Origin of the sequence: Acinetobacter sp. SWAC5 (assembly GCF_003419885.1) — a bacterium.
Lineage (GTDB): Bacteria > Pseudomonadota > Gammaproteobacteria > Pseudomonadales > Moraxellaceae > Acinetobacter > Acinetobacter cumulans.
Genome location: NZ_QUWR01000007.1, coordinates 102,004 through 116,740 on the forward strand (window position 1 = coordinate 102,004; position 14,737 = coordinate 116,740).

Here is a 14,737-nt window from a genome sequence, read left to right on the forward strand (position 1 = left end):
TAAAGAGTAATGCATAATATTGAAAGGGATCATGCCATGTTTGAACTGTCAGCACGTGCACAAGACTATGTAGAAAGAACTAAACGTTTTATTAAAGATGAAATTGAGCCTGTAGAAACTGAGTTTTGGGCAGAAGTTCATGAACTGAACCAAGGTGGTGATTGGACCAAATGGCAATGGCCAGCACAGTTAGAGGTTTTAAAAAATAAAGCCAAAGCTGCAGGTTTATGGAATATGTTTTTACCTTGTCCTGAACTTGGACAAGGTTTATCTGTGCAAGAATATGCACATATCGCAGAACTTTCAGGCCGTAGCTTGCTTGCACCTATTGTATTTAACTGTAATGCACCAGACAGTGGCAATATGGAAGTGATTTGGCGCTATGGTACAGAAGAACAAAAGCAGCAGTGGTTAACTCCATTACTTGACGGAAAAATCCGTTCGGTATTTTGTATGACAGAGCCTGCAGTTGCTTCAAGCGATGCCACTAATATGCAAGCCACGGCTGTCGTTGAAGGCGATGAAATTGTGTTAAATGGCCGTAAATGGTGGTCTTCAGGTTTAGGTGATCCAAATGCCAAAATCATTATCTTTATGGCGCATACACCAGATGAAAGTAAAGATCGTCATCATCAGCATTCTATGGTTTTAGTTCCTATTGATACGGCGGGTGTAAAAATTGAACGTATGTTACCTGTATTAGGTGACTACGATGCTCCACATGGGCATGGTGAAATTAGCTTCACCAATGTGCGTGTACCTGTAGCAAACTTTATTGGTGGTGCAGGTCAAGGTTTTGAAATTGCACAAGGTCGTTTAGGTCCTGGCCGTATTCATCACTGTATGCGTTGTATTGGTGCTGCCGAAAAATCATTAGAATTGATGATTGACCGAGGTATGAGTCGAACTGCTTTTGGTAAAGAAATTTTAAAGCTGGGTGGTAATTTAGAACGTGTAGCAGAAGCCCGTGTTGCGATTGATCAAGCGCGTTTGCTGACTCTATATGCTGCATATAAAATGGATACGATGGGTAACATGGCAGCTCTAACCGAAATTTCAGCCATTAAAGTGGTTGCACCAAGTGTATTGGAAAAAGTGGTCGATATGGCTATGCAAATTCACGGCGGTGCTGGCGTTTCACGTGATACACCGCTTACAGGTTTCTTTGCACAAGCACGTTCACTGCGTTTGGCCGATGGTCCAGATGAAGTGCATAAAGGCATGATTGCAAAATTAGAATTGGCTAAACGCGGTTATAGTAGCCGTCGTAAAAAATAATCAAAGTTGTATGCAACGAATAGCATGGCAGCCTCGTGTTGACCATGCTATAAACAGTTCTAAAATAAATTTTTAGCTTGTAATAGATTCAAAATTAGGAAGAAAAATCATGTCAGTGATTGATGTAGGTGGTTCGGTTCGTGAGGGAGAAGAGCTGGATGTACGTGCCGTAGGCAATTGGCTGATTGAGCATGGTGCAGAAATTTCTGGTCCAGTTGAAGTTACTCAATATTCGGGTGGTGCTTCAAATTGGACCTATCGTTTAAAGTATAGCAATGAAGATTTAATTTTACGTCGTCCTCCAAAGGGAACCAAAGCCAAGTCTGCACATGACATGGCACGTGAATATCACGTACAAAGAGCCTTGTCTGAGTTTTATCCTGTACTCCCTGAAATGGTTGCGCTTTGTCAGGATGAATCAGTCATTGGTTGTGACTTCTATGTGATGAAGCGTGTAGAAGGGATTATTCCACGTGCAAATTTACCCAAAGAACTAAACTTTGATGAAAGCCAAGTTCGGGAATTATGCATTAATGTGATTGATAAACTCATTGAGTTGCATCAAGTGCCTTATCAAGGCACAGATTTAGAAAAAATAGGCAAGGGCGACGGATACTGTCGTCGGCAAGTTGAAGGTTGGGACGCGCGCTATGAAAAAGCCAAAACCTTAAATGTTCCTTCTTTTAAATATGTCCGTAATTGGCTTAAAGACAATATTCCAGCCGACTCTAAAACCTGTGTGATTCATAACGACTGGCGTTTTGATAATGTGATTTTAGATCCAAATAATCCTACCCAAGTGATTGGTGTATTAGATTGGGAAATGGCAACACTTGGTGATCCATTGATGGACTTGGGTTCAGCATTGGCATATTGGGTTGAAAATGGCGATAACGCGATTTTTAAAGCGACACGCCGTCAACCGACAAATCTGAAAGGTATGTTTAGCCGTAAAGAAGTTGTTGAATATTATTTAGAAAAAACTGGGCTAAAAACAGACAATTGGGCCTTTTATGAAGTGTTCGGTATTTTCCGTTTAGCCGTAATTGCACAGCAAATTTATTACCGTTACTACCATAAACAGACCAATAATCCTGCATTTAAAGATTTTTGGATTGTGATTCATGCTTTGCATATTCGTGCACTAAAACTCATTGGAGTCCAAAAAATTGAAGCCAATGAAGTCGCGCAAAAGTACATTGAAAAAATGAAGGAATTTTTAGGGAAATGACCACGCTTTATTTAATCCGTCATGGACAAGCTTCTTTTGGTGCTGAAAGCTATGACAAGCTTTCTCCTAATGGTGAGCAACAAGCTATTGTACTTGGGCATTATTTTAATGACATTTTAAAAGAAGCACCGCAAGTTATTGCAGGCTCAATGCAACGTCATCAGCAAACTGCACAACTTTGTTTAGATGAATGTTTCCCTGAAAGTGACATCATTACGGATTCATCGTGGAATGAATTTAATCATCAGCAAGTATTTGCACAGTATGAGCCACGATTTAACCAACCGCATTTATTAAAAGAAGATGTTTCTAAGCATGAAAACCCGCGTGCTTATTTATCTAAAATATTTGAAGGCGCCATTGATCGTTGGACAGGCGGTGAATTTCATCATGAATATGATGAATCTTGGCCACAATTTAAAAATCGCGTCGAAACAGCTTTAGAAAACTTGTGCAATCAATTGGCTGAAACCAAACCGCGCTATGCAGTTGTTTTTACATCTGGAGGGGTAATTTCAGTCGCCGTCGGCAAAATTTTAGGGCTGAGTCCAGAAAAAACATTTGCACTCAATTGGGCCATTGCCAACACCAGTATAACGACGCTGCGTTTGGTTGGAAACGAACCGCAATTACTCAGTTTAAATGAACATCATTTTATAAAAACAGTTGATCCCAACTTATTGACTTGGATCTAAATTAAGCAAAGGAATTATCATGGTAAAAACAATTTTAATTACAGGTGCAAGCTCAGGGATTGGTGCGGGTATGGCACGCGAGTTTGCACAAAAAGGCTATAACTTAGCTATTTGTGCACGTCGTTTAGAGCGTCTGGAAACGCTCAAACAAGAATTGGAAAGCCAATATGGCATCAAAGTGATTGCAAAAACACTCGATGTCACAAATTACGACCAAGTTTTTGAAGTATTTCGTGCCTTTAAAGCCGATTTTGGCACTATTGACCGTGTCATTGTCAATGCAGGCGTTGGGGAAGGCCGTCGAATTGGTAAAGGCAATTTTGAAGTCAACCGTGCAACAGTAGAAACCAATTTTATTTCTGCATTAGCCCAGTGTGAAGCTGCCGTTGAAATTTTCCGTGCGCAAAATTCAGGGCATTTAGTTGTTATATCTTCAATGAGCGCTATGCGCGGCATGCCTAAACATTTAACAGCATACGGCGCAAGTAAGGCAGGTGTGGCTGCTTTGGCTGAAGGTATTCGCGCAGAGTTGATTGATACACCAATTAAAGTAACCACTATTTTCCCTGGTTATATTCGTACTGAAATTAATGAAGGTGCGAAAAAGTTACCCTTTGAAGTTGATGAAAAAACCGGTTCACGCTTATTAGCTGCTGAAATTGAAAAAGCGCCAGTTAAAGCTTATGTACCAAAATGGCCTTGGCTACCATTAGGTTTAGCAATGAAAGTTTTACCACTGAAAATTGTGAACAAGCTTGGCTAAGCGTTCACAATAAATTTCAGAATAAAAAGCACCTTGAGAGGTGCTTTTTTATCTATTCATCAATAATCTAAATAACTGACACTAGTGCAAAATTCAAATGAATGGCACAAACACAAGATTCGGATTTTTTCTTCATGCAGAATATGTTGTTATGCCAATATGAGGCAAGACGAAGAGATCAACTTTATGAATCATGAATATGAAACTGCACAAATAGATCAATATGATCGCATTGCAGATGCAATTCGCTATATTCATCAACATTTTCAAGAGCAACCCAGTTTAGAACAGATTGCTTCTGCGGTGCATGTGAGCCCTATTCATTTTCAAAAACAATTTAAACATTGGGTGGGAGTCAGCCCGAAAAAATTTTTGCAATATATTAGTGTAGAACACGCCAAAAGCGTCTTAAAAAATTACTCTCTTACAGAAACTGTGTATGACACGGGATTATCTAGCCCGAGTCGTTTACATGACTTATTTATTCAAATTGAAGGGATGACGCCTGCTGAGTACAAAAATCAGGCCCAAAATTTAGTCATTCACTATCAATTTTCAGCCACGCCATTTGGTGAAGTGCTCATCGCATCGACACACAAAGGTGTGTGCTGGATGGCATTTGAGTCGGATCAAAATTTAGCAGTCTCAAATCTTCAACAATCTTTTCCGAAGGCCACCTTTCTTGCGCAGTCTGATCAGTTTCAACGTGATGCTTTGGCCATATTTGCAAAAGATCAGAGTTTGGCGCAAATTAAACTGCATTTAAAAGGTACGCCATTTCAGCTTAAAGTTTGGGCGAGTTTGCTTAAAATTCCGATGGGGCACTTAAGCACCTATGGCGATATTGCGCAACAGATTCAACAACCAACAGCCAGTCGCGCAGTAGGTACAGCAATTGGGCGCAATCCAATTGCGTTTTTAATTCCATGTCATCGGGTTATTCGTGCGACAGGAGTGATTGGGGAATACCGATGGGGCGCACCACGTAAAACTGCAATCATTGGTTGGGAAGGGGTTAAAACCCATGAAAAATCTGAATGAAAACTTACATCCTACCAGTCAAGCAGAATTTGATTTTGACTCAAATTTAGCACCTATACAGCCCAATAATTTATTACCTTATGATGGTTGTGTTGAGTATCTCGGTAAAATTTTGACGCCTAAATGTGCAGATGAATATTTTAATCAATTATTCGAAGACATTTGTTGGCAACATGACCAAGCCATGATTTTTGGCCGATGCATACAGACTAAACGTAAAGTCGCTTGGTATGGTAATCAGCAATATTCTTATACCTATTCAGGTATTGAGAAAAAAGCCATGTTGTGGACGCCTGTTCTTTTAGAGCTCAAGGCAATTGTAGAAGCGCAGTGTGCTGAACAGTTTAATTCATGTTTATTAAATTTATATCATGATGGTAGTCAAGGTATGGCGTGGCATAGTGATGGTGAAAAAGATTTAAAACCGCAGGGAACTATAACATCACTCAGCCTTTGTGCATCTCGTCGCTTTTTGTTTAAACACAAAGTCAGCCATGAAAAAATTGAAATTCAATTAATGCATGGCGGTTTGCTTTTAATGAAAGGTTGTACACAAAGTCATTGGCTCCATCATTTACCCACGACTAAACGTAATTTAGGTGCAAGGATTAATTTAACTTTTCGAAATATTGTGAAAAATGTGCCATCACAATTTAACTAAGTTTATTTTATTGGTATCTCAAAGAAGTATGATTAAGAGAGTAAATGACAGAAAAACGCCCGAAATTACTAGAAACTGAATGCTGAGTTTTATTTGCTTTGGCTGTATAAATAGGCACTTATGTCATAATAGATCACAAAACTTACCCATCACTTTGATATAGGCCTTTATTATGTTTCTACGCGTAGCGACTTTAGCTTTGCTCCCAGCAATTGTAGTACAAGGGCTAAGTGTTAAAAAAAATACACCCCGCTTACCCGAAGCAACAGGCGATCGCCAAGGGCAGCAAGGTTCAGGCCCTATATTGTCACTATTAATTGTTGGTGATTCTGCGGCTGCAGGTGTAGGCGTAGAAACACAGCAGGATGCCTTATTGGGTGCCATTTTACAAAAATTGGATAAACATTTTACTGTGCATTGGTGTTTACAGGCTAAATCTGGCGATAACAGCACTAAAATTATGCAAAATATAAATACTTTGCCAAGTACTCCTTACGATGTCGTAATTACATCTGTTGGCGTAAATGATGTTACTCAATTCATGGGTGCAAAAAATTGGATTGCCAAACAAAAACAACTTTATACATTAATTGAATCAAAATTTAGCCCCAAATTAGTGGTCGCAACAGGCGTACCACCGATGAATGAATTTCCGGCACTCCCGAATCCATTAGGCTGGTTGTTTGGTCAATATGCAGCTCAAATGAATCAAAAGTTAAGAGCTTTCGTTAAACTGCACTCGAATATGCAGTTAATTGAATATGATTTGGCGCAATATAAAATGCTCAATTTGAATATGGCTGAAGATGGCTTTCACCCCAGCAAAGAGGTCTACCAGATTTGGGGTTCCCAAGTTGCAGAAAAAATTCGTCAAGCGATTTAATATAAACTTCTTATTTATGTATTTATCTCACCTATGTCTGATTCTGAACCTTATATAGAAACGCATCCGCTTGAACCTTTTTTGCCAAAAAATGCAAAATTGTTGATGCTTGGTAGTTTTCCGCCACCTGAAAATCGCTGGAAAATGGACTTTTATTACCCAAACTTCCAAAACGATATGTGGAAAATATTTGGCTTATGTTTTTTTCAGGACAAAAACTATTTTTTGAATGTTGAAAATAAAACGTTTCAAGAACAAAAAATCCGAGATTTTTTAACTGAAACAGGGATTGGTATTTTTGATACGGCATATCAAGTGATCCGATTAAAAGGCAATGCATCTGATAAATTTCTGCAAATCCATCAAACATCTGATATTAAAAATATGTTGGAACAGATGCCTCATTGCCAAAGCATTATGACTACGGGGGATAAAGCAACAGATACATTAATGCTCTCTATGCCTGCAGGGACTGAAAAACCGCAAATTGGCCAAGCGATTGATACTTTTTTTGCAGATCGGCCTATTAGATTATATAGAATGCCATCTACCTCCAGGGCATATCCACTAGCGCTAGAAAAGAAGGCAGAAGCATATAACCAGCTTTTTAAAGAGATTGGTTTTATATAATCTTTTATCAACTAAAGTAACTATTGGAAATAAACAAACTATTAGTAAGTTTTGGGTGCGTACAGATCTAAATGGAATGATGTTCAGGGCATCATTTGGGGATATTCAACCCATTTATGGGCATGGACTTGAAAATCACGTACATGGTTAAAGTCATTCCAAATTAATTTACTGCCTTTTGTCCACTTCAGCATGCGGATACGCTGCTGTACCAAGTGTAATTCTTCAGTCGTTGCAGATCTTTTTTCGCCAATAGTCACGGATAAACGTACACCTGGATAATCTAAAAATTGCCCTTTCAGCAAAGAACTTAACCAAAACAATTTGCTGCTATTAATTGCTTGGATGCAAGCTTTGGGATTCACTGCTAAGTTTTGGCCTAAGCTTTCAGCATAGCTATCGAAGAAAATGCCTGAAAATTCTGTTTCGTGCAAAAACAGCGTACCGATAGGGGTGATATTCGGCTGCATAGCTGCATCAACACTCGCGATTGAACAGTGCATGGCTGCATGTTGTACATTTGAAAAAACCGTTCTTATTTTTGCCAAGTTTGTGGATTCATACTATTTCCTTTTTATTATTTAGATTTTTTTTCGTTCGGAGCCGCAAACGCTGTTTGCCCATGCGCTTTACTGTATCAATTTTTTTAAGCAAAATTTTGACTGAACAATAGCAATGTATTGGTCAGTCATCCCATTATATTTTGAGTAAACAGCATATAGCGTGTGATTTTTTATGCGTACTTTTTGGCCATTACCACACAGCTGACCACAGCTAGAGATACCGTAATCATGAGCAGGCTAATTTGCTCATTTAATAGTACGGCGCAAAGCATCAGGCCGATAAAAGGTTGAATCAGCTGAATTTGGCCAATTTTGGCAATACCGCCTAGCGCTAAACCCTTGTACCAAAAGAAAAATCCAATCAGCATGCTAAAAATAGAAACATAGGCCAAGCCTATATAAGCAGCTATTGGTATCTGTTGAAAATTATGAGGCAAATACACCAAAAACATTGGGAACATGAGCGGTAAGGCCATAATGAGCGCCCAGCAAATCACTTGCCATCCGCCTAAAGTCCGAGACAGTACCCCACCTTCTGCGTAACCTAAACCGCAAAGCAGTACGGCAATAATCATATAAAGATCGCTGAGTGTCAGACCATGCATGCCAGACTGTTGTAGCATAAAGAAAATCACCAAAGCGCTACCAGCGCCTGCATAGAGCCAAAAGGTCAACTGCGGTATTTCTTTTGCGCGAAGTACAGCAAAAAATGCAGTTGCTAAGGGCAGTAAAGCCACAAAAATGATTGAATTGGCTGCTGTTTGAGTTTGTAAAGCAAGCGCAGTAAATAGCGGAAAACCAATGACGACACCAATCGATACAATGCACAAAGATTTAATTTGCTGGGCAGATGGTTTGGGCTGTTTAAGCATATACAGTAAAATAAATGCCAGAAGTGCAGCGATGCAAGCACGTGCACCGGTCAGAAATTCAGGGCTGAAACCTTGTACGGCAACACGTGTTGCCGGCATAGAGCCTGCAAAAATAGCGACACCAATGAAGCCATGCAGCCAGCCTGTTTGAATGTTTTGAATCCTGAAGTTCATTTTCGCTCTATTCATCTTTTAGTTAAGTAAGTGAGTAAAATGTAAATCATGGCATGACGATAAAACACATACAGTCCAGTACAATTTTAAATAACTGTAATGCTAAAAATACCCATACAATTTGCATTGAAGCGCATATTTTTATAATTTTAGCGCATAGGTGAATATTGAAAAAATTGAATACTGGGCATAAAACATGACAAAAATTGAATGGGCAATGGAGCAGATCAAGCTGCTAATTGAGCAGAAAAAATTGCTTGAAGGTAGCCGTGTGCCTTCAGTCCGTCAATATGCGAAACAGCTAGGTTGCTCGGTTTCAACTATTGTGGAGGCTTATGCGAGGCTTGTGAGTACAGGAGTGTTGGAATCACGCGTAGGTGCAGGCTACTATGTGCGCAAAAACTCGAACACAAACTCGTTATTGGCAGAACTTACAATTGAGTATAGCCGAGAAGTAGACCCGCTCTGGATTTCACGGCAGTCTTTAGATGCACATGACAATATGCTTAAACCCGGCTGTGGTTGGCTTCCTAAAGAATGGCTACCTGAGCAAACACTTCGCAAAGCACTTAAACTGGTTGCGAAATCTGAAAGCCATTTTTTATTAGATTATTCTACGCCACACGGCCATGCCGATTTACGGCGCTATATTGCGCGTAAGCGTGAGGCTTATGATGTGCATTTAAATCTGCAGCAAATTTTGATTAGTGATTCTGCAACGCATTCTATTGATTTAATTTTCAGAAACTTATTACAAGCGGGTGATTACATCATTATTGATGACCCGTGTTATTTTAATTTTAGAGCTTTAGCAAAAGCGCACAGGCTCAATTGTATTGCTGTGCCATTTGGCAAGTATGGCCCAGAGATTGAAGCATTCAAACACGCATTGCAATTTCAGCCTAAACTGTATTTAACCAATTCGGGTATTCATAACCCAACAGGTGCAACGCTTTCAATGCAAACTGCCTTCGAGATTGCAAAATTGGCAGAACAAAATGGCTTAATGATTGTTGAAGATGATATTTTTGCTGAATTGGAATATTTTCATGCACCGCGCTATTTGACCTTGTTGGGTTTAAAACAGGTGATACAGATTGGCAGTTTTACCAAAACCCTCTCTGCAGCCGTGCGCTGCGGTTATATTATTGCGCAAGAGGCCATGATTGATCAGCTCATCGACCTCAACATTGCGACGCATTTCAATACCAGTCATTTGAATGCTGAAATTATTTATCAGACACTGACGGACAGCAGTTATATCCGACATATTGAATGGATTAAAAAGCAGCTACAAAAACACATGATGGCAACGGTCAAGCAATTAGCAACATTGGATATACATCCTATCGCAATGCCCAAAGCAGGAATGTTCCTTTGGTGTCAGTTGCCTGCGCATATAGATGCAGCTGAACTGTCTAAAAGCTGTCTGGCCAACGGTATTATTCTTGCTCCGGGCAATTCATTTAGCCAAGCGAAAAATGCACATCAGTTTATGCGTTTTAATGTCGCACAGTGTATAGATAAAAAAGTCTACGATGTTTTGGTCACATGCCTGAATGCACAAAAAATATTACATGCAGGTTAGGGGAATGTGATTTAAAAAATCTTAAAGATATACATTTGGGATTCGACAAAACATAATGAAATGATCGTGCAAAAAATGCATCAGCCATCATATTCAACATAATCCCACAGATTTAAACGGGCTTTAATTTCTTTACGGATATTTGGCATCATGGGCAACAAGGTACCATCAATCCACAGACTTAGCGCTTGCGCAGACAGTTGCTGTTCATTTGCATCAATTAACTGTGCACCTTTAACTAGCACCAATGTTTCACTTGAAGCTGGAGTTTCAATGCCTTTGAATAATACTTGCAACTCATAACCTGTATCTTGAATCAGCCATTCCAATTCAATTTGAATATTTTGGCTCGACTTTAAAACAGCTTGTCCTTCAATCAGTTCATTTTCAGAGAGGCAGTCATGTTCAACACGGACTTTAGAGAGCATCCATTCTTGCGCTTCTAAGTCGTTTAAAGTCTTATTTGGCGTTAAAATATCACTTAAATTAAATTGTCGGCTTAAATCAAAAAATTGCATAGGAGGGAGAATCACAATAATAGCGGGGCACAGAAAAAATACAATTTTAAAGCAATGAAATATAGCTGTAAAACGATTGCATGAACTGATCTTTATTTTATATAAAGAATAAACATATACATATCAGTCTGCATTCAAATACGCATTACAGATTATGATGGGGATTATAAAAATGGTAGAAGATGTTTTAAGTCCGATCGACCTTAGAAATGAAGCGGATGCAGTGCAGTGGGCCAATGAAGTCAACGTAAAGCGGCCGTGGCGGTATGAAATATTTGACGATTATGTTGCTGAAATATCACAGCATGCGCCAAATGCCCGCATTTTGGAGCTGGGTTCAGGTCCGGGTTATTTGGCGTCCCATGTGTTAAAACATGGCCCGAATATCCAATACACCGCTTTTGATTTCTCAGACGCCATGCATACCTTGGCTAAAAATAGACTATCAGCATCAGAACTGAACAGAATCCAATTTATAACGGGCGATTTTAAAAAACAGCGCTGGGAAAATATATTGCTGAACAATTTGAGCCAATCGCAACACAAAGATGTGAATGTAAATATACAAACTGCTGAAGAGCTTCAAAATCGGTTTGATATTATCATTATCCATCAAGCATTACATGAACTACGTCATAAATGCCATGTACATAAATTTCATCATACGATCCGAAGTTTAATGCATAAACAGAGCATTTATTTTGTCTGTGCTCATATTTTTGCGCCTGACGCGATGCAAGATAATGATCTTTATATGTCAATTGATGAGCATGAAGAGGCTTTAAAACAAGCTGGATTTCAAAATATTGCTTTTATCAAAAATTTAAAAGGCTTGGCTTTATTTAGAGTTCAGCGGTAACTCTTCATGATTTTGCCACTGAAAAGTTAATTATGTCATTCATTTGCAATTACATCATCCATTCAAGTGGCAAATAAGACACGAACTTCATACTCAATCTTTGGAATTTAGTTGTTTCGGGTTCTTGTTTTAATTCTTTGATTGTCCCATTTGCCTGTCGATCTAACCAAATTAAATCATTGTTTTGATCTAATTTAACTTCATAGGCAATATGTGGAAGATATTGATCTAATAATGCAGAAATTTCATTTTGTAATTGCTCAGACTCAACGACTAAGCCAACTTCAGTATTCAAGTTTGCTGATCGTGGGTCGAAATTAAATGAGCCAATAAAGACCATTCCATCTATATCAAAGAATTTTGCATGTAGACTCGATGCATTTTTACCTTTAGCGGGAATAATATTCCCCGTGACAATTTCATACCATGTACGCTTATTACGTTCAATATACGGTTTAAACTCATAAAGTTTTACGCCATTTTTGAGTAAATCCTTACGGTATTTTTGGTAAAAAGAGTGTACGACCGCGACATCATTGGCAGCTAAGGAATTGGTGAGTACACGAACTTTTACCTTATTTTGTGCTAAAGCACCTAAGTAAGCTGTACCTTTTTCAGTAGGCACAAAATAGGCCGAAACCAATTCCATGTTGTGTTTTGGGTTGCCCATTAAGTGCTGCATTTGTTTATAAATGAGCTGTTGATCATGCGCTGTTCCACGAATTTTATTAGGATGGTCTGCGATAAAGTGCGCATTTGCCCAGCGAATTTGTTTTTGTTTTAACTCTGCTGACAGAACTTTTTGTGCATATTCAATGCGATTCTCTACATTATTTTTACGCACAGCATCCAGTTCATAATGTTGCCGTAACTGAGCTAATTCAGCCGTAGAGCTGGATCCTAAAAGTTGAGTTACGCTATAGCTCAGATCATCATTCCAAAATTGTAGAAAAACCGCGTTGGCTTCTTGCACGGCTGTGCCATAAAACAAAATATCTAAATCGGTAAATTGAAAGCTTTCACTTGCATCAAAGTATTCTCGGCTAATATTTCGGCCACCCGTTACAGCAATTGCACCATCCGCAATAATCAATTTATTGTGCATGCGGTGGTTAATCTGCTTTAAGCGAAATGCGTAATCAATGACACGAAAATTTCGGTATTTATAAGGATTAAAAATCTTAATAGAAAAATTAGGATGTGATGCCAGTGCCTTTAGCGTGTCATCTAATTGAGTTCCATTTTGATCATCAATTAATAAACGAACTTTTACCCCACGATCTGCAGCTTTTAATAATTCTTGCAACATCATGTGGCCAATAAAATCATCTTTCCAAATATAGTATTGCAAGTCGATATTGTGCTTAGCATTCCGAATAAGATGTATACGAGAGGCAATACTCATAAAAGCATCATCTAAAGCTAAAAATGCAGTTTGACCTTGGGCTAGTTCTGCTGCGCTATTTTCATCATTGAACCAATGTGCCGATGAAACAGAAATTGGCTTATCTTTTGGTGCTTGATTCATAGCTAAACTACATCCCACTAATGGTAATAGCATGATGGGCAGTGCAACTGTTTTTAGCGTGATGTCTTTATACATAAATGATTTATTTCGCTATAAATTTTATGATCAGAATATCACCATGTTAAAGGTTGCTTCTGTGAATAAAAAGCGGTTACTGTAGCTCATCTGTTAATTTAGCCTCTACAGGAAGTTATCCTTATGAAATCACGTGCTGCTGTTGCATTTGGGCCAGGTCAACCCTTACAAATTGTAGAAATTGATGTCGCACCACCTCAGGCGGGTGAAGTATTGGTTAAAATCAGTCATACAGGGGTTTGTCATACAGATGCATTTACTTTATCTGGTGATGACCCTGAAGGCGTTTTTCCTGCTGTGTTAGGTCATGAAGGTGCAGGTGTTGTAGTCGAAGTTGGCGAGGGTGTTACCAGTGTTAAACCTGGTGATCATGTTATTCCACTTTATACAGCAGAGTGCGGTGAGTGTTTGTTCTGTAAGTCTGGTAAAACCAACTTATGCGTTTCTGTACGTGCAACTCAAGGTAAGGGTTTAATGCCAGATGGTACGACTCGTTTTTCTTACCAAGGTCAACCTATTTACCACTATATGGGATGTTCGACTTTCTCTGAATATACCGTTGTTGCGGAAGTATCCTTAGCAAAAATTAACCCAGAAGCGAACCATGAACATGTCTGCTTATTGGGCTGTGGCGTAACAACAGGTCTAGGTGCTGTAAAAAATACCGCTAAAGTGCAAGAAGGCGACACAGTTGCAGTATTTGGTTTAGGTGGTATTGGTTTGGCTGTTGTACAAGGTGCAAAAAAAGCCAAAGCTGGCCGTATTATTGCGGTAGATACTAACCCAGAAAAATTCAAATTGGCTGAAGATTTTGGTGCGACCGATTTTGTTAATCCAAAAGAGCACGATCGTCCTGTACAAGAAGTAATTGTAGAAATGACAGGTTGGGGCGTAGATCACTCCTTTGAATGTATTGGTAATACCAATGTGATGCGTTCAGCATTGGAATGTGCACACCGAGGTTGGGGCCAATCAATTATTATTGGTGTGGCGGGTGCTGGCCAAGAAATTTCTACGCGTCCATTCCAATTGGTCACTGGCCGTTCATGGAAAGGGACTGCTTTTGGTGGCGTAAAAGGTCGTTCACAATTACCAGGTATGGTCGAAGAAGCAATGAATGGTGATATTCAACTTGAGCCGTTTGTAACCCATACGATGGGCCTAGATAAAATCAATGAAGCCTTTGACTTAATGCATGAGGGGAAATCTATTCGTTCAGTGGTTAATTTTGCAGAATAAGCTTAAATCTTAGTAATTTAGTCAAATTTAAAAACCAAGCTTCGGCTTGGTTTTTTACATTGATTGTTAGACAAAAATGATAAAAAGTGTGAAAAACACCTGTTTTGACCTGAAATGACATAGTCCATTTTTTCGAACG

General features: G+C 39.1%; 15 protein-coding genes. 11 read left to right on the plus strand and 4 right to left on the minus strand.

Annotated elements, in window-relative coordinates:
- The first annotated feature begins 36 nt into the window (after positions 1 to 36).
- The 8 genes from DYI81_RS07035 (at position 37) to DYI81_RS07070 (ending at position 7,182) form a co-directional block, all read left to right on the plus strand.
- Positions 37 to 1,278: an acyl-CoA dehydrogenase family protein gene (locus DYI81_RS07035; protein ID WP_117007124.1), complete on the plus strand. Its 1,242-nt coding sequence runs from the start codon at positions 37 to 39 to the stop codon at positions 1,276 to 1,278.
- A 109-nt stretch (positions 1,279 to 1,387) separates the two neighbouring features.
- Positions 1,388 to 2,509, plus strand: a complete 1,122-nt coding sequence (locus DYI81_RS07040) for a phosphotransferase family protein (RefSeq protein ID WP_117007125.1) — start codon at positions 1,388 to 1,390, stop codon at positions 2,507 to 2,509.
- Entirely contained in the window at positions 2,506 to 3,204 is a 699-nt protein-coding gene (locus DYI81_RS07045) for a histidine phosphatase family protein (RefSeq protein WP_106985214.1), read from the plus strand. The genes DYI81_RS07040 and DYI81_RS07045 overlap by 4 nt, the downstream gene beginning before the upstream one ends.
- Positions 3,205 to 3,223: 19 nt before the next feature.
- Entirely contained in the window at positions 3,224 to 3,967 is a 744-nt protein-coding gene (locus DYI81_RS07050; protein ID WP_117007126.1) for an SDR family oxidoreductase, read from the plus strand.
- Between the two features lie 186 nt (positions 3,968 to 4,153).
- Positions 4,154 to 5,008, plus strand: a complete 855-nt coding sequence (locus DYI81_RS07055; protein ID WP_117007127.1) for a methylated-DNA--[protein]-cysteine S-methyltransferase — start codon at positions 4,154 to 4,156, stop codon at positions 5,006 to 5,008.
- Entirely contained in the window at positions 4,992 to 5,669 is a 678-nt protein-coding gene (locus tag DYI81_RS07060; protein WP_117007128.1) for an alpha-ketoglutarate-dependent dioxygenase AlkB, read from the plus strand. The genes DYI81_RS07055 and DYI81_RS07060 overlap by 17 nt, the downstream gene beginning before the upstream one ends.
- 172 nt (positions 5,670 to 5,841) lie before the next feature.
- Positions 5,842 to 6,552 carry an SGNH/GDSL hydrolase family protein gene (locus DYI81_RS07065; RefSeq protein WP_117007129.1) on the plus strand — a complete coding sequence of 237 codons (711 nt, stop codon included), beginning with the start codon at positions 5,842 to 5,844 and terminating at the stop codon, positions 6,550 to 6,552.
- Between the two features lie 33 nt (positions 6,553 to 6,585).
- Complete coding sequence (locus DYI81_RS07070) at positions 6,586 to 7,182, plus strand: uracil-DNA glycosylase family protein (RefSeq protein WP_117007130.1); 597 nt, start codon at positions 6,586 to 6,588, stop codon at positions 7,180 to 7,182.
- 83 nt (positions 7,183 to 7,265) lie between these two features.
- Here the strand turns inward: DYI81_RS07070 and DYI81_RS07075 are convergent, their stop codons facing one another.
- Together DYI81_RS07075 and DYI81_RS07080 are read right to left on the minus strand one after the other, a co-directional pair.
- The gene (locus DYI81_RS07075) at positions 7,266 to 7,685 is read right to left on the minus strand and encodes a pyridoxamine 5'-phosphate oxidase family protein (protein WP_117007131.1); all 420 of its coding nucleotides are present in this window, start codon (positions 7,683 to 7,685) and stop codon (positions 7,266 to 7,268) included.
- 230 nt (positions 7,686 to 7,915) lie between these two features.
- Complete coding sequence (locus DYI81_RS07080; protein ID WP_117007132.1) at positions 7,916 to 8,791, minus strand: DMT family transporter; 876 nt, start codon at positions 8,789 to 8,791, stop codon at positions 7,916 to 7,918.
- A gap of 196 nt (positions 8,792 to 8,987) precedes the next feature.
- Here DYI81_RS07080 and DYI81_RS07085 point away from each other — a divergent pair, with 196 nt between their 5' ends.
- The gene (locus DYI81_RS07085; RefSeq protein ID WP_117007133.1) at positions 8,988 to 10,379 is read left to right on the plus strand and encodes a PLP-dependent aminotransferase family protein; all 1,392 of its coding nucleotides are present in this window, start codon (positions 8,988 to 8,990) and stop codon (positions 10,377 to 10,379) included.
- Between the two features lie 80 nt (positions 10,380 to 10,459).
- On the opposite strand, the gene DYI81_RS07090 is transcribed toward DYI81_RS07085, so the two are convergent.
- Positions 10,460 to 10,897: a hypothetical protein gene (locus DYI81_RS07090; RefSeq protein ID WP_106985206.1), complete on the minus strand. Its 438-nt coding sequence runs from the start codon at positions 10,895 to 10,897 to the stop codon at positions 10,460 to 10,462.
- 172 nt (positions 10,898 to 11,069) lie between these two features.
- Here DYI81_RS07090 and DYI81_RS07095 point away from each other — a divergent pair, with 172 nt between their 5' ends.
- A complete protein-coding gene (locus tag DYI81_RS07095; protein ID WP_117007134.1) occupies positions 11,070 to 11,756 on the plus strand; it encodes a class I SAM-dependent methyltransferase in 687 nt (228 codons plus the stop codon).
- A gap of 49 nt (positions 11,757 to 11,805) precedes the next feature.
- Here the strand turns inward: DYI81_RS07095 and DYI81_RS07100 are convergent, their stop codons facing one another.
- The gene (locus DYI81_RS07100) at positions 11,806 to 13,317 is read right to left on the minus strand and encodes a phospholipase D family protein (protein ID WP_117007165.1); all 1,512 of its coding nucleotides are present in this window, start codon (positions 13,315 to 13,317) and stop codon (positions 11,806 to 11,808) included.
- Positions 13,318 to 13,482: 165 nt separating this feature from the next.
- Between DYI81_RS07100 and DYI81_RS07105 the strand changes: the two genes are divergently transcribed.
- Entirely contained in the window at positions 13,483 to 14,598 is a 1,116-nt protein-coding gene (locus DYI81_RS07105; protein ID WP_117007135.1) for an S-(hydroxymethyl)glutathione dehydrogenase/class III alcohol dehydrogenase, read from the plus strand.
- Positions 14,599 to 14,737: the final 139 nt, after the last annotated feature.